This is a genomic window from Halomonas sp. V046, assembly GCF_052645355.1.
On record NZ_JBQXYF010000001.1, the window covers coordinates 471648 to 489659 of the forward strand.

The 18012-nt window shown below is 64.0% G+C and carries 18 protein-coding genes, 1 tRNA gene and 1 pseudogene; 12 read left to right on the top strand and 8 right to left on the bottom strand.

Going from position 1 to position 18012, the window contains the following annotated elements:
• Positions 1-3 precede the first annotated feature (3 nt).
• On the top strand, positions 4-1656 hold the full coding sequence (locus tag ACUN9Y_RS02015; protein ID WP_445458996.1) for an acyl-CoA dehydrogenase family protein: 1653 nt from the start codon (positions 4-6) through the stop codon (positions 1654-1656).
• Between the two features lie 30 nt (positions 1657-1686).
• On the opposite strand, the gene ACUN9Y_RS02020 is transcribed toward ACUN9Y_RS02015, so the two are convergent.
• The 3 genes from ACUN9Y_RS02020 to rnk form a co-directional block, all read right to left on the bottom strand.
• Positions 1687-2295: a LysE family translocator gene (locus ACUN9Y_RS02020; protein ID WP_445458997.1), complete on the bottom strand. Its 609-nt coding sequence runs from the start codon at positions 2293-2295 to the stop codon at positions 1687-1689.
• A gap of 175 nt (positions 2296-2470) precedes the next feature.
• The gene (locus ACUN9Y_RS02025) at positions 2471-3736 is read right to left on the bottom strand and encodes a lactonase family protein (protein ID WP_445458998.1); all 1266 of its coding nucleotides are present in this window, start codon (positions 3734-3736) and stop codon (positions 2471-2473) included.
• A 201-nt stretch (positions 3737-3937) separates the two neighbouring features.
• Complete coding sequence (gene rnk / locus ACUN9Y_RS02030; protein ID WP_445458999.1) at positions 3938-4345, bottom strand: nucleoside diphosphate kinase regulator; 408 nt, start codon at positions 4343-4345, stop codon at positions 3938-3940.
• A gap of 249 nt (positions 4346-4594) precedes the next feature.
• On the opposite strand from rnk, the gene ACUN9Y_RS02035 reads away from it, so the two are divergent.
• The 3 genes from ACUN9Y_RS02035 to ACUN9Y_RS02045 all read left to right on the top strand — a co-directional run bounded on the left by ACUN9Y_RS02035 (position 4595) and on the right by ACUN9Y_RS02045 (position 6683).
• Positions 4595-5206 carry an exopolysaccharide biosynthesis protein gene (locus ACUN9Y_RS02035; RefSeq protein ID WP_445459000.1) on the top strand — a complete coding sequence of 204 codons (612 nt, stop codon included), beginning with the start codon at positions 4595-4597 and terminating at the stop codon, positions 5204-5206.
• 452 nt (positions 5207-5658) lie between these two features.
• Complete coding sequence (locus ACUN9Y_RS02040) at positions 5659-6387, top strand: LuxR C-terminal-related transcriptional regulator (RefSeq protein WP_445459001.1); 729 nt, start codon at positions 5659-5661, stop codon at positions 6385-6387.
• The gene (locus ACUN9Y_RS02045; RefSeq protein WP_445459002.1) at positions 6384-6683 is read left to right on the top strand and encodes a hypothetical protein; all 300 of its coding nucleotides are present in this window, start codon (positions 6384-6386) and stop codon (positions 6681-6683) included. Before ACUN9Y_RS02040 ends, ACUN9Y_RS02045 begins: the two co-directional genes overlap by 4 nt.
• Positions 6684-6686: 3 nt before the next feature.
• Here the strand turns inward: ACUN9Y_RS02045 and ACUN9Y_RS02050 are convergent, their stop codons facing one another.
• On the bottom strand, positions 6687-7022 hold the full coding sequence (locus ACUN9Y_RS02050) for a hypothetical protein (protein ID WP_445459003.1): 336 nt from the start codon (positions 7020-7022) through the stop codon (positions 6687-6689).
• Positions 7023-7464: 442 nt separating this feature from the next.
• Between ACUN9Y_RS02050 and ACUN9Y_RS02055 the strand changes: the two genes are divergently transcribed.
• On the top strand, positions 7465-8070 hold the full coding sequence (locus tag ACUN9Y_RS02055; RefSeq protein ID WP_445459004.1) for a hypothetical protein: 606 nt from the start codon (positions 7465-7467) through the stop codon (positions 8068-8070).
• Positions 8071-8208: 138 nt separating this feature from the next.
• Here the strand turns inward: ACUN9Y_RS02055 and ACUN9Y_RS02060 are convergent.
• Positions 8209-9227 (bottom strand): annotated as a pseudogene (locus ACUN9Y_RS02060) (leucine zipper domain-containing protein).
• A 200-nt stretch (positions 9228-9427) separates the two neighbouring features.
• Here ACUN9Y_RS02060 and ACUN9Y_RS02065 point away from each other — a divergent pair.
• Positions 9428-10609: a hypothetical protein gene (locus ACUN9Y_RS02065; protein WP_445459005.1), complete on the top strand. Its 1182-nt coding sequence runs from the start codon at positions 9428-9430 to the stop codon at positions 10607-10609.
• A 17-nt stretch (positions 10610-10626) separates the two neighbouring features.
• Here ACUN9Y_RS02065 and ACUN9Y_RS02070 read toward each other — a convergent pair whose 3' ends face one another.
• Both ACUN9Y_RS02070 and ACUN9Y_RS02075 read right to left on the bottom strand, forming a co-directional pair.
• Complete coding sequence (locus ACUN9Y_RS02070; protein WP_445459006.1) at positions 10627-11190, bottom strand: PIN domain-containing protein; 564 nt, start codon at positions 11188-11190, stop codon at positions 10627-10629.
• Positions 11190-11642 carry a helix-turn-helix domain-containing protein gene (locus ACUN9Y_RS02075; RefSeq protein WP_445459007.1) on the bottom strand — a complete coding sequence of 151 codons (453 nt, stop codon included), beginning with the start codon at positions 11640-11642 and terminating at the stop codon, positions 11190-11192. The genes ACUN9Y_RS02070 and ACUN9Y_RS02075 overlap by 1 nt, the downstream gene beginning before the upstream one ends.
• Positions 11643-11865: 223 nt before the next feature.
• Between ACUN9Y_RS02075 and ACUN9Y_RS02080 the strand changes: the two genes are divergently transcribed.
• Both ACUN9Y_RS02080 and ACUN9Y_RS02085 read left to right on the top strand, forming a co-directional pair.
• The gene (locus ACUN9Y_RS02080) at positions 11866-12129 is read left to right on the top strand and encodes a hypothetical protein (RefSeq protein WP_445459008.1); all 264 of its coding nucleotides are present in this window, start codon (positions 11866-11868) and stop codon (positions 12127-12129) included.
• A gap of 121 nt (positions 12130-12250) precedes the next feature.
• On the top strand, positions 12251-12415 hold the full coding sequence (locus tag ACUN9Y_RS02085) for a M48 metallopeptidase family protein (protein ID WP_445459086.1): 165 nt from the start codon (positions 12251-12253) through the stop codon (positions 12413-12415).
• A 381-nt stretch (positions 12416-12796) separates the two neighbouring features.
• Here ACUN9Y_RS02085 and ACUN9Y_RS02090 read toward each other — a convergent pair.
• Positions 12797-12883, bottom strand: a tRNA-Leu gene (locus tag ACUN9Y_RS02090).
• A 398-nt stretch (positions 12884-13281) separates the two neighbouring features.
• Between ACUN9Y_RS02090 and queA the strand changes: the two genes are divergently transcribed.
• From queA to secD, 4 genes are all read left to right on the top strand, one after another.
• Positions 13282-14316 carry a tRNA preQ1(34) S-adenosylmethionine ribosyltransferase-isomerase QueA gene (gene queA / locus ACUN9Y_RS02095; protein ID WP_445459009.1) on the top strand — a complete coding sequence of 345 codons (1035 nt, stop codon included), beginning with the start codon at positions 13282-13284 and terminating at the stop codon, positions 14314-14316.
• 180 nt (positions 14317-14496) lie between these two features.
• A complete protein-coding gene (tgt, locus tag ACUN9Y_RS02100; protein ID WP_445459087.1) occupies positions 14497-15615 on the top strand; it encodes a tRNA guanosine(34) transglycosylase Tgt in 1119 nt (372 codons plus the stop codon).
• 66 nt (positions 15616-15681) lie between these two features.
• Positions 15682-16017, top strand: a complete 336-nt coding sequence (yajC, locus tag ACUN9Y_RS02105) for a preprotein translocase subunit YajC (protein ID WP_445459010.1) — start codon at positions 15682-15684, stop codon at positions 16015-16017.
• 144 nt (positions 16018-16161) lie between these two features.
• A complete protein-coding gene (gene secD, locus ACUN9Y_RS02110; RefSeq protein ID WP_445459011.1) occupies positions 16162-18012 on the top strand; it encodes a protein translocase subunit SecD in 1851 nt (616 codons plus the stop codon).

The window sequence follows — 18012 nt, forward strand, 5'->3', positions numbered from 1 at the left end:
CCCATGAGCGATCACGCACCGCGCCACCGACTCGCCACCCATCAGGTACTCAATCAGCCCGATATGGGCGCTCCCTTCGACGCCTTCGCCGACGACCAGGCCCTCGCTGAAGGCTTGGCCCGGGAAGCCCCGGACTGGGTCTCTCGCCGCCTCGCCCCGCTCGGTAGCGAAGTCGGCAGTGGCGAGGTTCAAGCGCTGGGCGACGCCGCCAACCGCCACCCGCCCGAACTCCACCTGTTCGATCGCCATGGTCAGCGGCTGGATGAGGTTCGCTACCACCCTGCCTATCACGAGCTGATGCACCTGGCCATGGACCGCGGCGTTCACGCCGTGGCCTGGCAGGAAGAGGGCCGCGGAGGCCACCAGGCCCACGTGGCGGCGCTCTATCTGTTGACCCAGGCGGAACCCGGGTTCTGCTGTCCGATCACCATGACCCACGCCGCCATGCCGGTGTTGCGGCGGGAATCGAGCCTCGACCCCGAGTGGACAGCCGGACTACTGGCCTGGGACTACGATCCGCGAGCCCTTCCCGCCACGCGCAAGTCCGCCCTCACCTTCGGCATGGCCATGACCGAAAAACAGGGAGGTAGCGACATCCGCACCAACACGACCCATGCCGCCATCGGCGAGGATGGCTGGCGCTTGACCGGACACAAGTGGTTTTGCAGCGCCCCGATGTCGGATGCCTTCCTGACGCTGGCCACCACCGACGAAGGCCTCGGCTGTTTTCTCGCACCGCGCTTCGCCCCGGACGGCCGTCGCAACCCTATCGAGATCCAGCGCCTCAAGGACAAGTGCGGCAACCGCGCCAACGCCTCGGCCGAAATCGAGTATCGGCATGCCTGGGCCGCCCCGATCGGCGAGCCAGGCCGAGGCATCGCCACGATCCTCGAGATGGTCCAGCAGACCCGTCTGGATGCCGCCATGGCGCCGATCGGCATGATGCGCCAGGCCTGGCGAGAGGCTTGGCGACACGTCTCCCAGCGCCATGCGTTCGGCAAGGCGTTGGCCGAACAGCCCCTGATGCGAACCCTGCTGGCCGATATGGCGCTGGAGGTCGAGGCCGGCCTGGCCCTCAGCCTGCGCACCGCCCGAGCCTTCGACGGCACAAGCCACGGCGACGAGCACGAGATTGCCCTGGCGCGACTACTGCCAAGCCTGGCCAAGTACTGGCACAACAAGCGCACCCCGGCGTTCATGGCCGAGGCCATGGAGTGCCTCGGAGGCAGCGGCTATGTCGAAGAATCGCCCCTGGCCAGGCTCTATCGTGAAGCGCCGGTGAATTCGATCTGGGAAGGGTCCGGCAACGTCATCTGCCTGGATGTGCTGAGAGTGCTCGAGCGCCACCCTGCATCCATCGAGGCCCTGCGCCAGGAACTGGCTCCCGCGCGCCAGCAGCATCCGTTGTTGGACAAGGCGATGGCCGAACTCGAGCGGGAGTTGGCCGCCCCGCCGGACGCGCTCCCCTCACGGGCGCGCTGGCTGACCCAGCGCCTGGCTCAGTGCACCCAGGCCGCCTTGTTGCTCGACCATGCGCCAGAGCCTGTCGCCAATGCCTTCTGCCGCTCGCGACTGGGCGACGAGATCAGCCCAGCCTATGGCGTGCTGCCACCGGGACTCGATATCGACGCGCTCCTTCGACGAGCCCGCCAGTAATCCCCCGCTCATCGCCGCAACGGGACTCGGCTAGCCGAGCAGTACCCGCACGGCCAACGCCAGCAGCAGCACGCCGGTGATGCGGTTAATCCAGTGCGCACGCTGCTGCAGCCAGGGCAGTACCCGAGAATGAGATAGGCTCAGTGCTACCAGCACATACCAACCACCGTCGATCACCATCGCCGTACACACGATGATCGCGCGCTCGACCAGCGCCATCTCCGGCGTCACGAACTGACTCAACAAGGCGATGAAGAACAGCATCAACTTGGGGTTGCCGAGGGCGACCAGCAGCCCCTCCCGCGCCGCCACTCGGTGGCTGGTGACGCCTGCAGTGGCGTTGAGTGCGCCGCCTCGCCCAGCCATCAGCGCCTTGAGGCCGAGCCAGGCCAGGTAGCCGGCACCGACCAGAGTAATCCCGCGGAACACCATGGGGTGGCGTTCGATGACTTCGCCAAGCCCCCACACCGTCAACAGGGCATACAACCCGACCCCGAGGGCGTGGGTCAACGCCGCGACGACGCCGGCAACCCGCCCGCCACCGAGGGTATGGCGCAGGACCAGCGCCAGGCTAGGCCCCGGCGACATGGCCCCCATGGCGCAAATGGCAGCGAGCGATATCCACAGCGAAAACGGCATTCCATTACCTCAACAGGCCGGGGCCAACAGCATGACTCGACGGCTGCCGAGCGACAGCCGATAGCCTACCCCACGGCTGAGCCGCTTGTCAGAGCCTGACGCAAATGACCGCTCGCCTAGCTATGTAAACCCACCTAGCCATCACCCTCATCCCATCGCGATCCGCCTCTGCCCCTCAGTCGTCGCTCACCACCAGCATTCCGTAGGCGCCGAGCACGGGAAGGCCGCCGAGCGTCTCGCGCAGGCGCAAAGCACCATCGTCGGCAACATCGAAGACCAGGACCTCTCCGCGGTTGCCCACCAGCTGATAAAGCGCGTCACCGGCGGAATTGAGCGCCATATCGGACAGGAATATCTGCTCATCGGGCTCCTTGAACGCGGTGGCGTCTTCCAGCACCAGGCCGCCCTCCGCGTCGACCCGAAAGCGACTGATGGAGCTCGAGAGCGCGTTGGCGGTAAACAACCAGCCCCGATCGGCATCGAACGCCACCCAGCAGTTGGCAATCTCGCCCCCTTCTACCTCCGCGCCGGTCAGAACATCTTGGCTGGCCCGGCTGAGCCGACCCTCGACATCGAGCCGATAACTGGACACCGAACTGGTCTGCCAGCTGTACAAGGGGCTCTGTGGCACCACGCCGGCCTCTTCACGCAGGCTGAAATCCGGCGTCAAGAAACGGGCCTCCGACATCAGGACCAGATCGCCATCGTCCTGCGACGCGACGGCGAACCCTACCGGAATGGCCTGGAAGCGATCGTCCTGCCCTCGCGGGCTGTCCAGCGTCGACACGGGGGTCAAGCTCAGGCTGCCATCGACGAGGCCGAAGGCATGAATCTTGCCCGTTACCAACTCGTTGACGATAACGAAGCGCCCATCCGACGAGAAATCGATCGTGGAGGGACGGGCCCCGAGATCACGCCGACTGCCCTCGACGAACCGAAGCTTGCCATCGGCCATCGTGTAAAGACCTACGGACCCTGACTGGTTGCTGCCTCCCACGCTGGCAGCGACCACCCAGTCGCCGGACACCGCCACGGAGAGCGGAAACGCATCGGTGGCGGCGACCGTGTTAACCAACGTCAGGGCACCATCGGGACTTCTCGACATCAGCGCCAGGGACGCATCACCGGGGTTGACGGAAACCACCCAGCGACCGTCAGCCGATGCCGCGATGGCATTGGCGGAAATCAACGGATCATCGCCGTTGGCCAACGGGTGGTTGGGGTCGCGTTCGAGCGCCGGGACTTCGAGATCGCCGGTCCCGCGTCCGCCGCTGGCGAACTCACCAATGGCAACGATCTCACCACCGTCCAAGGCCCGAAAGCCAACCACCGTGTTGGCCTCAGACTTGTTGGTCACGACATAGAGGGTATCGGCGGCGACAGCCGCCTGAAGCGGAAGCAGTACCAGCAGCGCGCCGGCGACACAGGAGTGGGGTAACATGAGCCTACCTCGACAGGGGGGCGCCCCAAGTGCCGAGCTATCAATAGCCCTGCACTGAAGGCACCCAAGGAGCGAAACATCTCTACCTCTCCTTACCCTATGCCATCCCTTGCAGGCTCACCCTAGGCCGATCCAGCAGAACCGTGCTGCATCAACCAATCGCCCCGCCGCCCTCGGCAACGGCGCCGCCTGGGGCCCGTATCAGCGGTGAAACTGGCCCTCTCGCTCGGGCTGCCAGAGTATCTCCTCCACCCGCCAACGCCGCGGGCGCCCGGCCACCGGTGGCCCCTCCAGCTCTTCACCGACACGCCTGCCCAGCAAGGCAGCGCCGAGTGGCGCCATGACCGAAATCGCATCCTCGGTGGCGGCGAGGGAGTGGGGGTACACCAAGGTCCGCACCAGCCGGCGATCACTGCCAAGCTCGGTCAGTGCGACCCGACTGTTCATGCTTACCACATTGCCGGGGATGTCTTCAGGGTCCACGACTTCTGCATTGATCAGGTGCCGTTCCAGGACCTCGGCCACCGCCAGGTCGGCATCCGCCGCCTCATCGATCAGGCGCTGTAGCCGTTCGGCATCGAGACGGTTGATAAGAACGGGTTGATTCATCGGGGCTCCCTCCCTGGGACTGAGATGCCTGGCGCAGCAAGAAAAAACAGCCCTCCTCCCACGGGGGGAGAAGGACTGCGATGAACTCGAGCTTACTCCAGAACTCAAGTGTAAGAAAGATGCCGGGATAAATACCGACGGCACGCCCCGCCTGCTTTCGACAGCGCTGACGTTCAGCCGCATACTGAGGCCCTCCTTGATGCCCACGTTGGCCATCCGACCCCGACCCAGAGTCATCAGCGAGACACCATGAGCGACGCCCCGAACACCCACAGCGACACCGCCGCGCCAACCAGTCTGACCGACCTCCTCGATCGCCTCGATCAGGCGGCCACCCCAGAGCAGCCCATCCGCCTCGGTACGGTCCTCGACGCGGCGGGGCGACGCAGCTTCGCGCCCTTCCTGCTGATCGCCGGGCTGATCACGGTAACGCCGCTGATTGGCGACATTCCTGGCGTACCGAGCCTGATGGCGGCGCTGGTCATCTTGGCATCGAGCCAGCTGCTATGCGGTCGCGACAGCGTCTGGCTTCCCAAGAGGCTAGTCGCGCGCCGTATCGCCTATCCGCGGTTCGCCAAGACCCTGGCCTGGCTACGACGCCCGGCAAGGGGGATCGACCGAATGCTCAAGCCCCGTCTCGTCTGGCTCACTCGACCACCCGCGCACCTCGCCATCGCCGTCACCTGCCTGGGGATTTCACTGGCGATGCCGCCCATGGAGGTCATCCCGTTCAGTGCCAACCTGGCGGGCCTTGCGCTGACGCTCTTCGGCCTCGCCCTGATCGCTCGCGATGGCCTGATGGCCCTGCTGGGATACCTGTTCAGCGGCACCACCGTGGCCTTCATCGTGTTCGCCGTTTAGCTCGCCGCGGCCTGAACGGCCGCCTGGCTGGGCCCAGTGGCATCGACCACCGCCCCTCAGCATCGTCAGACAGCGCATCGTCGATGTCTTACCTAAATATGCTTATGACGTCGGTAAAAAAACACCATTCTCTTCATGTCGATCGAGGCTATCCGCTCGAACGACAGCGCGACCGACGGCGCTTTCCAGCGCCTGCACGTTGACCTTTGCCAACGCTACCTACTCCGTTCATACCATTGAAATGCGTGGTTGATTGTTGGCTTCTGTGCCGCACGGTGATATCGAAATGGCTCTGATTCATCAAAAAATCCGACAACCAGTATTGAAAACATCATTACCAAGCGGTCATTAAGTTAAGCGTAGGCATCCATTTACAACCTAACGAGATTCGACAAGTCTTGATGAACGACATCGCGGCCACAGCGATGAGCAAGGGACACAAGGGAACTACCATGACCTACGCAATCGGCTTGCCTCGCGTCATTCTCGTCACCCATCGCAATGTCCAGTCACAGCTGTTCAGCGACTACATCGCCAAGCACCTCGACTGCACCGTCACGACTGTAGCCGCAGGCGACCTGAGCGACACCGTGCTCTGGCCAATGGGGCATGCGGATCCCGGAGACTCTCAGGTCATTCTCATCGACGCCGACCACACCAGTGACGATGAGATGCGCAGTCTTCAAGATCAGGTCTCGACGCGGCCAGATGTGCAGTTGGCGGTGATCAACCTGCAGCACGATGACCATGCCATTCAGGTGCTGTCGTTCTTGCACCTGAGGGGGATTTTCTATCGCCAGGACTCTCTAGAGATCATCAGCAAGGGCATCGGCTGCTTGAGCGGCGGCGGCCTATGGATGCCACGACGCATCATGACGCGGCTGATCGAGTTCTTTCGACGCCAACAGCTCAATAGCTACCGTCCTGCCAATGGCTTGACTCAGCGCGAACTGGAGATCCTCGGCTTGATTGGCGCCGGGGCATCGAACCAGCAGATCGCCACCGAGCTATTCGTCAGCGAACACACCGTCAAATCTCATATCTACAACATCTTCAAGAAGCTCAAGGTCAACAACCGCCTGCAGGCCTCCAACTGGGCACGCGAGCACCTTGGCGCGCCGCCGCCCGGACGACCGAGCGACCGGCTCGGTACACGCAACACGCTGGAAAGTCGCACATGATTCCGCTGGTCATGGGGCTGGCCAGCATCGGCTTCAGCCTGTTAGGCCCCGTACCGAACCTGCCCGCCCTCCAAGGCCCTCTTCCCCCCGAAACCGCCAGCGCGGTGGCGGTCGGCAGCGGTCTTGGTGTTAGCGTTGGCGGCGGTGGCGGCGTTACCGACAAGTTCCCGCCCATCGCCGCCACTCCGGCCCAAGGCAAGTTTACCTTCGCGCTTCCCGCAGGCTTCTCGGGCACCAACGGCATCGCTGGCACTTCGCGTTCCCATGACCCGCGCTCAACCGATAACCGCGACTGACCGCTACTGAACGGACAGCAACAACAAGGCACCGGCCCCTTGAGACGTCGCCGAGGAGCGGTTGCCACGGCCAAGCAGCGTCACCGCCAGGCGCCCCCCCGGCGCGTGCTGAACAACTCGTACGCTGAACTGTCCCGGTGGCATGCGATAGCTCTGCGGGACTCGATCCTGCCAGGTGCCTGAACGCCGGTCTCCGCTCGGCGACCGCCACTGCCAGTGCGCCGTAAACGGCAATCCTGCACTGCCGTCGACGTTCACCTCGATCTGCGTTTGTGCCTCGACCTCGGCACACGCCAGCATCGCCATCAACACCGCCACGCCAGCCAATCGCCCTTTCATGCCGCCGCCCTCTCGACCCATGGGCCTTGAGACCGGCCCGCTATCGCTTCCTTGAGTCTAGGCCATCCCCGCCCCTGAGGAGGCTAGCCTTGGCCTTTGCATGATGCCTGGTGGAGAACGACCACGGCACCGTCCACGCGTGGCACTGGTCCCTCGACTCAGCAAAGTCGCCGCCACGTTCCCCTGACCGAGATCATGAGATAGGCCTTTACTTACGCATATTCTAATCAAGCGAATTTCGGCTTGAGCATTGCCTCGATGGCAAGGACGCCATCGCCGGTTCTGCAAGGCCCAGGCCGGGGCCGCGTCATGCGCCCCTGGGCAAAAAACCGCCCGCCATCAGCAGCGCTGCCGGCTCAGTCCGGTGTCGACGTATCGACATCACGTTCGTATCCATCTCGGTATCAGCTTCGATATCCAATCAGGCCGTCAGGGAGAGACAATGAAAATGCACCGGGGTGAGATCAAACTGCCGGAAAGCCTCTACCAATACTTGAAGCATGCCAGCACGCGACAATCGGTCGACGCTCTGCTCGAGCACGAGCTCCAGCACCTCGCCGATGGCATGCAGTGGGATGAGCTCATCAATCACTGCAACACCCTTATCCTCGCGCACAAGGTGCGCCGCGATTATGTAGAGTCGCTGATCAAGGCATCCAAGCGCGTATGGCGTCCCTTGATCAGGGGAACCGAGTGGCGCGAACTAACCATTGGCGAACTGGAGCAGGACTATAAGCCAGCACCGAACACCGTCTGGCGGGACAGCTTGTATCGCATCTTCATCAACCGGGAAACCCGTCAGCGTCTGACTACCGCGCTGAGCTTCAACATCGGCGAGGGCCTGGTCGCCTACCTGTCGCTGGCCGGTGCGAGCTCGGCCGACATCCCGACAGGTTGGGAGATCGACGGCGAAGACCCGGCCTACTGGCGTACCCAGCCGGGCCTGGCCGACTTTCGCAACACCCACCACCTCGAAGTGTCACGCCTGATGGCCGCCGCCGATGACGCCATCAGCGTGCTGAGCCTGAGAGAGCTGGAAGCGTCCTGACTCACCACAGAAGCGACCAGCCCGGCATGGCGCCGTGCCCTTAGCTTTCGGCCGACCCAAGTAGGAGACACACGGCGTCCCGGCTCACCGCGCAACGTCCGACACACTCTGGGAGAAAGTCACCGACGACGCGAAGCGCTACGCATGTCGCGTCCGGGGTGATCGAATAGCCTGGCTGTGTAAACCCACCAGGTTGTTCACTGACAGCCCTACTTCGGCTAACCGGGGGCTGATAATCCAGGCTGGCATGCGGGCTATGCCAGTTGTACTGATGAAGCCAGGCAGCCAGATGCTGACCTCGCTGCTCTGAGCTCTCATAGGACCACGCATAGGATCACGCATAGGACCACGCGTAGACCCACTCGCGCAGGGCGGTTTGAATAAACCGCTCGGCCTTGCCATTGGTGCGGGAGGGAACAGGGGGGCGAGTGCGCTTGCGCTTGCGCTTCAGCCCCAGACGCCAGCACAGGCAGTGAAAGGCGGCGGATCGGCACCAGGCGCCGTTGTCGGTCAGTGCACAGGTAAAACGGATCCCCAGCCTTCGGCAATAGCGCACGGCCACTAGTCACGCGTAACACACGCTCCAGCCAGTTTCATCGGGGTAGCGGGTGGCAAAGGCTACTTGCGAGGGGTCGTCGATCACGATGTGGATATCGCTCCCACCCTGCGCTACGCATAGCCTGTTGGCGATCACCGGTGACTCGATGGCCCGGGCACGCGATGCGGCCGAGCTTCTTGATGTCCAGGTGCAGGAGATCTCCCGCGCGTCACGCTCATAGCGGTTGAAGGGGCTGGCGAGCTCAAGGGCGGCTAAACAGTTCAGTCCTGCCCGCCTGAGCAGGCGGACCACGGTGCCTATGCCCGATCGCCAACGTCTTGGCGATGTGCCGGTAGGTCTGGCGCAGTCGGCGCCGCTCGATGAGCTGCTCGCGGAGCTCGTCAGAGACCGCATGCGGGCAGCGCCGTGGGCGCGAAGAGCGGTTCTGCAGTCCGACTTCACCTTCTTCCCGGTAGCGACGCAGCCACTTATAGGTCGTCCGCACACTGATGCCCTTGGCCTGGGCGACCTCCTCAGGCCGAAGACCTTCACCAACGACTCGTCGGACCAGCAGGGCTCGACCATGCGGTGTGAGACGGGCATTCTTGTGAGTGATCATCCGGGCCTTCTGGAGGTTGGTTTGGTTCGCTCCCCCAATTGTCCGGGTGGATTCCGGATGAACAGCCTACCGAGAGAACACATCTAGAGCATCGGGGCCCAGCGTCACGCCAGCGGCAGATTCCCGATATGGTCGCCTCGATCCCCTTCTGCGATCACAGCCAAATGGCTGGCAAGCCGAGAACGACAGCGGACAGGTCTATGCCGACTTACGCAAACATTCTTCTCAGGCAAGACGATAATGGCGCCTTCACTACGGCTCGGCGAGCTCGATTGGGCTTTACCGATGGCCGCAACGAGGCCTGGCTGCGCGATCTGCTCGGTGACAACCCTGACCTGCTGCCCATCGACGAAGTCGACCCGTCCTTCGCCCCGCTGGCGCCGCTGTGTACCGAGCTCTCGACCGAGGCAGGCCCGGTGGACGCCGTCTTTATCAGTCCTTCCGGCCGGCTGACGCTGGTGGAGTGCAAGCTGTGGCGCAACCCGGAGGCACGGCGCAAGGTAATCGCCCAGATCCTCGACTACGCAAGAGCCGTGTCTGGCTGGAGCTACGCTGACCTGCAACGCCGAGTCTCCTGTGCGACAGGCCGCAAGGGTAATGTGCCCTTCGAAATGGCCCGCGAGCTGCAACCTGACCTGGACGAGGCCACCTTCGTCGACGCCACCGCCCGCGCCCTACGCGAAGGGCGCTTTTTGCTGCTGATTGCAGGGGATGGCATCCGCGAGGGTATCGCCAGCATGGCCGAGTTGATCACCCGCAACGCCGCCCTGGGCTTCAGTTTTGGGCTGGTGGAAGTCGCACTGTACGAGTTCGGCGATCAGGGGCTGATCGTGCAACCCCGGGTCGTGGCCAAGACCGAGACCATCGAGCGCACCTTCGTGCATGTCCAGACCGGCGACAGCGGCGCGCTCCGTGACATCACCGACGAGGGCGAGACCGGGGACCCAGGCGAGTCCGTCTCAGTGACCGACGAGCGTGCCTGGTGGGAGCCGCTGGCCCGGATCGGTTTCGACGACCCGGAACAGGAGTCACCCAGCTACCGGGTACGCAACCACGTGCGCGTCCCACTCCCCTATTCAGGGATCTGGCTCACCGCTTTCCGCTCGATGTCCCAGGGGGTCTGCGGGGTCTTCCTCACCGGCCGGAAGGCCGAGCTTCCTCAAGTGCTCGACCGGCTCAACGAGCAGCGCGAACAGATTCTCGACGAACTACCTGGCGGCACCCATGAACGACTCCAGGGCGACCCTGACCGGCTTGGCTTCGCCAGCTACGCCCGGCTTGACGATTTCACCAACGACGACGAGTGCCGTGTCTGGCTGGCGCAGCGGCTCAACCACTTCGTCAACGCCTTCCGCCCGCGGCTGAAGGCGATGGCCAAGTGAGGTCGGTCTGCTAGCCGTTACAGGACATCGATGAACTCGCGCAGCCTGTCAGCCGTGACGATCAAGCCACAGGCTGCCAGGGTATCAAGATACTCCTCGGCGCTTCTCGGCGGCTTGCGCAGGCTAGTGCGGTGGCGATGGGCGGTCCTGAGCACCAGCCCCTCGTTCAGCTCGAACTGCTGCTCCAGGAAGGTATCGGGATGGACGGCCTCGACCCCGAAGCCGGCCAGAGTGTCGTCGGGGAAATCCTTCAGATTGAAGGTGACGATCAGCTGGGCTCCAGCGCAAATGGCCGCGGCCAGCACGTGACGGTCGTCAGGGTCGGGTAGCTCGAGCGCCGGGATCAGCGACTCGTGCCCGGTGACCAGAGCATCCGGCACCGCTTGATCCATGAGTTCAACGGTTCGCGGCAACGCTTGTGCCAGTTCGGGACGCTTCTTGAGCAGGTTACGCGTCCACTCGTCATGGATCTGCTCTGTCCAGCGTGCCGCGTAGTGCCCCGAGGTGGCCAGGCGCATCAACGGGTCCCGCAGGGGCGCGGGATAGAGCACGCAGGCATCGTAGACGACTACAAAACGCATCAGTAGCCCATATCCAGGTCCTGAGCCTGGTCGGCCAGCTCCTGCAGAGCGGCCTCGGAGCCCTCCTCCTGCTCGCGTTTGTACGCCAACAGGTCCTGCAGGCGAATCCGGCGATGGGTGCCCACCCGGGAAAAGGGAATCGCGCCTTCTTCCAACAGCTTGACCAGGTGGGGCCGCGAGACATTGAGCATGTTGGCGGCTTCCTGGGTCGTCACCTCGGCATGGGTGGGGAGGATGGTCACGGCATTACCCTGAGCCATCTCGGTCAGCAGGTCACGCAGCAGCACCAGCGCCTGACGTGGGAGCACCAGGTCCGCCCCATCCAGCTTGACATGCGCCCGGTCGCTCTCGGGCCGCTCGCGGAGCAGCTGGCTAAGCTCGGTGGCGCTGGCCTTGGCCAGGCGGGTGAGCTCGAGGTTGTCGGGTACTGTATCTTGGCGGGCGGTGTTCATCGCATAACCTCCACGCAGCCCGCTACCACTGGCTGCCATCTTATGTTCTATCGTTACTTGCCAGGCTATTCGAAATAAACAAAACTCGCAATATCCGAAACGATCGATTGACCTCCTGGCTGGTATGCTCAGGAAAGTGAGTTCACACAGGGAGCCATGGCATGGCAGGTCCGGAGTACACGGACGTCGAGAAGCCCTTCATCGACCCGTTGGCGGCCCAAGGTTGGGAGTACCTGTCACCGACGCCGAGTTCGATGACCACATCGACCACCAGGTGGGCGATCGCGCCAAGGCCTCGGAGATGGAGCACGCGGTGCGCTCCCATGTGCGCAAGCACCTGGATGAGGATCCGATAAAATACGGTCGCCTCAGCGAGTGCCGAGAGGAGTTGCTGCGCGACTTCGTGGTAGAGAAGCGCACCTGGATCTACCGCAAGCTGGCACAGAAGGCCGAGCAACGCCGCCGACGCCCAGAGCGTCCCGCTTAAGCTCGTCGCCGGGCGCTTTCATCTGCGCCAGAACGCCCTGTCCGATGCCCGCGAGCACTTTATTCGCTGGGGCTCTTGCGGTAAGGGTGAACGCGTCTACTTCCACTGGAAGACCATCCTGCTGCCACGCCATATCGCCGAGTACGTGGTCGTGCATGAGCTCGCCCACCTAAAAGAGCCCCGCCACACTCCGGCTTTCTGGCGCCACCTTGAGCGCGCCATGCCGGACTATGAACAGCGCAAGGCGGGGCTCGCTCGGCCTGCCATCGAGGTGGAAGGGGTGTAGGGCCGCCGAGACCACGACCTTCACGTCGCTCGCGCAACATCTTGGCTTCTGGAGCAGCACCAAGGCAGAGACGGCGTGAACGGCTCCCGTGCTGGTGACGTAGAGAGGTATCCATTACCTGGAGCTCGGAGCATTCGAAATCGAACTTCACGCTTGCGATTCGCGAGGGGCCCTCGGCGTCGAAGGTGAGCGATCATGCGCCGCGATCCGACATCTGGGGACCACGTCAGTCTCTCCATGCCCATATGTTCAAGGCTGGACGAGACAATACCGCAACACGCTTGCCGCGGTGGAGCGCGGCCTTCTGCGACCAAGCACAAGAAAGGGGGGGGGGGTAGACAGAAACGCAAACAGCCGCTCGTAAGCGACTGTTTTCAAAGATGGTGCCGGTGGTCGGACTCGAACCGACACACTGTTTCCAGCGGCGGATTTTGAATCCGCTGCGTCTACCAATTCCGCCACACCGGCAACGGGCGTGAATTATACGTGGGCCTCGCCGAAGGTCAATCGCTGTTTGCGTCGCGTTTCTCTCCAAGGTCTTGATAGTCGGCGCCGACTTGCTCTCGCTCAAGGAACGCGCGATGGCAGAAGCGGGCATGGCTTCCTGCGACAGACCCTGATGGCAGGCGCTCGCAACGAAGCTCCGCCGCCTTGCCCGGTGATCGAACCTGGCTTATCCAGGGACTCTGCCAGGGACTGTGCCAGGGACTGGCATACCAAGGCTGATGAGGGGCTGGCGGGCAGGCTAGCATCGGGAAATGGCACACGTTTCGACGACGTTTCCTGACGTCACGGTCAGGAAACGGTATCCTTGTGCGCCGTCACCGACGACAGCCCTCTCTACATCCGACGACTTGCGAGTCCCCATGCAGCGCGCTGACTTCCACTTCGAGCTCCCCGATGAGCTGATCGCCCGCTATCCGTCCGAGCAACGCAGCGACTGTCGCCTGCTGTGCGTCGATGGTCAGAGCGGCGAGCTTAGCCACCGGCGCTTCCCCGACTTGACCGAGCTGCTCGAGCCCGGCGACGTGCTGGTGTTCAACGACACCCGGGTGATTCCCGCTCGCCTGCACGGCCACAAGGCCAGCGGCGGCAAGGTCGAGATGCTGCTCGAGCGCCCGCTAGATGCCCATCGTGGCCTCGTTCATCTGCGCTCGAGCAAGTCACCGAAGGCCGGCACGGTGCTGCATTTCGAAGGCGGTATCGAGGCCGTGGTCGAAGGCCGTCACGACGCCCTGTTCGAGCTGCGTTTTCTCGGCGACACGCCGATGATCACGCTGCTGGAGCGCCATGGCCACATGCCGCTGCCGCCGTACATCGAGCGTCCCGACGAGGGCTCCGACCGCGAGCGCTACCAGACGGTCTATGCCCGCCGTGACGGCGCGGTGGCAGCCCCCACCGCGGGCCTGCACTTCGACCAGCCGCTGCTCGACGCCCTCGCGGCCAAGGGCGTCGAGTCTGCCTTCGTCACCCTGCACGTGGGCGCCGGTACCTTCCAGCCGGTGCGCGTCGACGACATTCGCGAGCACCATATGCACAGCGAGTGGATCGAGGTCGGTGAACAGGCCTGCGCCAAGGTGCGCCGCGCCCTGGCCCACGGCAAGCGCGTCGTGGCAGTGGGCACCACCAGCGTGCGCTGCCTGGAAACGGCGACCCGCGAAGGCGGCGGCGAGATTGCGCCGTTTTCCGGTGACACCGACATCTTCATCTATCCGGGCTACGAGTGGGGCTGCGTGACCCACCTGATCACCAACTTCCACCTGCCGGAATCGACCCTGCTGATGCTGGTGTCGTCCTTCGCCGGCTACGACAGCGTGATCGACGCCTATCGCGAAGCCGTCGAGCAGCGCTACGCGTTCTTCAGCTACGGCGACGCCATGCTGTTGAGCCGCCAGGACTGACCCGACAGGCCCAGGCTAGGCCCCAGGCGTTCACGAGACGCGGGGCCGACCATGCACCGCGCCGGCCCTGGCCCTGCACCGACACCATCAAGCACCCCGGGGCGGCCCCTGCAGATGCCCCCCAGATACCGGCCAGGTGCCGGAACCATGACGAGAACTCCCATGCGTGACGAATGCAACATGACCTTCGAGCGGCTCGCCAGCGACGGCCGCGCCCGCCGGGGGCGACTGACCTTCCCCCGCGGCAGCGTCGAGACCCCAGCCTTCATGCCCGTGGGCACCTACGGCACCGTCAAGGGCATGACCCCGGCCTCGGTCGAAGAAAGCGGTGCCGAGATCATCCTCGGCAACACCTTTCACCTGTGGCTGCGGCCCGGCACCGAAGTCATCGAAGCCCACGGTGACCTGCACGACTTCGCCCAGTGGGACAAGCCGATCCTGACCGACTCCGGCGGTTTTCAGGTGTTCTCGCTTGGCGAGATGCGCAAGATCACCGAACGAGGCGTGCACTTTCGCTCGCCGGTGGACGGCGCCAAGGTGTTCATGGGGCCGGAAGAGTCCATGGCCGTGCAGCGCTCACTGGGCTCGGACGTCGTGATGATCTTCGATGAATGCACGCCCTACCCCGCGACCGCGGATGAGGCCAAGCGCTCGATGGAGATGTCGCTACGCTGGGCGCAGCGCTCCCGCGACGCCCACGGCGACTCGCCCTCGGCATTGTTCGGCATCATCCAGGGCGGCATGTACCCGGACCTGCGCGAGGCCTCGCTCAAGGGCCTCGAAGCGATCGGCTTCGACGGCTACGCCATCGGCGGTCTATCCGTCGGTGAGCCGAAGGAAGAGATGATCAAGGTCCTCGACTACCTGCCCGAGTGGATGCCGGACGCCAAGCCGCGCTACCTGATGGGCGTCGGCAAGCCCGAGGACCTGGTCGAAGGCGTGCGTCGCGGCGTCGACATGTTCGACTGCGTGATGCCGACCCGCAACGCCAGAAACGGCCACCTGTTCACCGCGGACGGCACGGTCAAGATCCGCAACGCCCGGCACCGTCATGATACCGGGCCGCTGGAACAAGGCTGCGATTGCTACACCTGCCAAAACTTCTCCCGGGCCTATCTGCACCATCTGGATCGCTGTGGCGAGATGCTCGGTTCGATGCTCAATACCATCCACAACCTACGCCACTATCAGCGCCTCATGGCCGGTTTGCGCGGTGCTATCGAAGCGGGTACATTGGCTGACTTCGTGGAAGGGTTCTACGCACGCCGTGGCCTGCCGGTACCCCCCGCCCCGAATTGATCCGCGGCCGGCCTCAGGCCGGCCGTCCGACGCTTGTTCCCCCACGACTTCAGGAGACCGTCGTACATGTTGGACTTCTTCATTTCCCCTGCCCTGGCACAGGATGGCGCCGCTGCCGGCGGCGGCATCGCCCAGATCGTGATGCTGGTCGGCTTCGTGCTGATCTTCTACTTCCTGCTGTGGCGCCCCCAGGCCAAGCGTGCCAAGCAACACAAGCAGCTGATCGCCGGGCTGTCCAAGGGTGACGAGATCGTCATCGGCGGCGGCCTGATGGGCCGCATTTCCAAGGTCAGCGAAGACGGTGAGTTCCTGTCCATGGAGATCAGCGAAGGCACCGAGGTCAACGTGCAGAAGAACGCCGTGGCCGCCGTCCTGCCCAAGGGCACGCTCAAGTCCATCTGAGCCGGCATTGACCCCGCGCAAGTCATCTTGCGCGGGGTCGCCCCATGCTGACGCACGGGAGCCGGACGCTCGGCTGCTCCCTGCTTGGCATGGGTGCGCCGCACCGTCAGCTTTTATCGTCAGCAACCTGAGGGCAGAGCCCCGATGCTCAACCGCTATCCCCTATGGAAGTATCTGCTGATACTTATCGTTCTTCTCGTCGGCCTGGTCTACTCCCTTCCCAATCTGTTCCCCGAGGACCCCGCGGTCCAGATCAGCAGTGATCGTGGTGACCTGAGCTTCAACGAGACCCAGCAGACACGCCTTGAAGACACCCTCACGTCCGCCGATATCGGCGTGAAGGCCATCGAGCGAGACGCCAACAGCGTGCTCATCCGCCTCGATGACGCCGAAGACCAGATTCCCGCCCGTGACCTGATCAGCGAGTCTCTCGGTGAGGACTACGTGGTCGCCCTCAACCTGGCCGAGTCGACGCCCGACTGGCTCACCGCGTTGTCGGCATCGCCGATGACCCTCGGCCTCGACCTGCGTGGAGGCGTGCACTTCCTGCTCGAAGTCGACATGGACGCCGCGGTCTCCCAGCGCCTGGAAGTCAATGCCAGCGCCATGCGCGAAAACCTGCGCGACGAGCGGATCCGCTACCGCAACACCGAGATCGACGGTCGCACCATCTCGCTGGACTTCATGAATGCCGAAGACCGCGACGAAGCACGCACCCTGATCCAGCGCGAGTTCCCCGACTTCCAGTACCAGAACCTGGAACGCGATCGCGGCGCGGCCCTGTCGATGACGCTCACCGACGCCTCGGTCGACGAGATTCAGGACTACGCGATCAATCAGAACCTGACCACGCTGCGCAACCGGGTCAACGAGCTCGGCGTGGCCGAGCCACTGGTGCAGCGCCAGGGTCCCGATCGTATCGTGGTCGAGCTGCCCGGCGTTCAGGACACCGCGGCGGCCAAGCGTATCGTCGGCGCCACCGCCAACCTCGAGTTCCGCCTCGAAGCGCGTACCGACACGCCGAGCAACGAGACGGAGTCGGTGGGCTTTCGCAATGACCCGGCCCGCACGGCGGATCTGATGCGCGACGTGATCATCACCGGCGACAGCGTGTCCAGCGCCAGCCGTGGCTTCGACGAGAACGGCCGCGCCCAGGTCAATATCAACCTGGATGGCACCGGCGGCACCCTGATGAACCGGGCCACGCGCACCAATATCGGCCGCAACATGGCCGTGCTGTTCATCGAGCACAAGACCCGTGATCGCACGGTGATGGAGGACGGCAAGGAAGTCACCGTGCGTGACCCCTATACCGAACGCGGCATCATCAGCCTTGCGACCATCCAGAGCGCACTCGGCAACAGCTTCCGCATCACCGGGCTGGACTCCCCGACCGAGGCCGGCGAGCTCGCCCTGCTGCTGCGCTCTGGCTCATTGGCCGCGCCGATCTACTTCGCCCAGGAACGCACCATCGGCCCGAGCCTGGGGGCCGACAACATCGCCCGTGGCATGCTCTCGGTGCAGATCGGCCTGCTGCTGGTCGTGCTGTTCATGCTGATCCGCTACAAGGTCTTCGGCATCATCGCCAACGTGGCCCTGGCGCTGAACCTGACCCTGCTGGTGGCGGCCATGTCGATGCTCGGGGCGACGCTGACGCTGCCTGGCATCGCCGGTATCGTGCTGACGCTTGGCATGGCCGTCGATGCTAACGTGCTGATATTCGAGCGCATTCGCGAGGAGTTACGCACCGGACTGTCGGTTCAGCAGGCGATCCACGCCGGCTACGAGCGCGCCTTCACCTCGATCGTTGACGCCAACATCACGACCCTGCTGGTGGCCCTGATCCTGTTCTCCATCGGCACCGGGCCGGTGAAGGGCTTCGCCGTCACCCTGTCGCTGGGCATCCTGACCTCGATGTTCACCGCCCTGCTGGTGACTCGCGGCATCGTCAACGTGATCTACGGCGGCAAGCCGGTCAAGAAACTCTGGATCTGA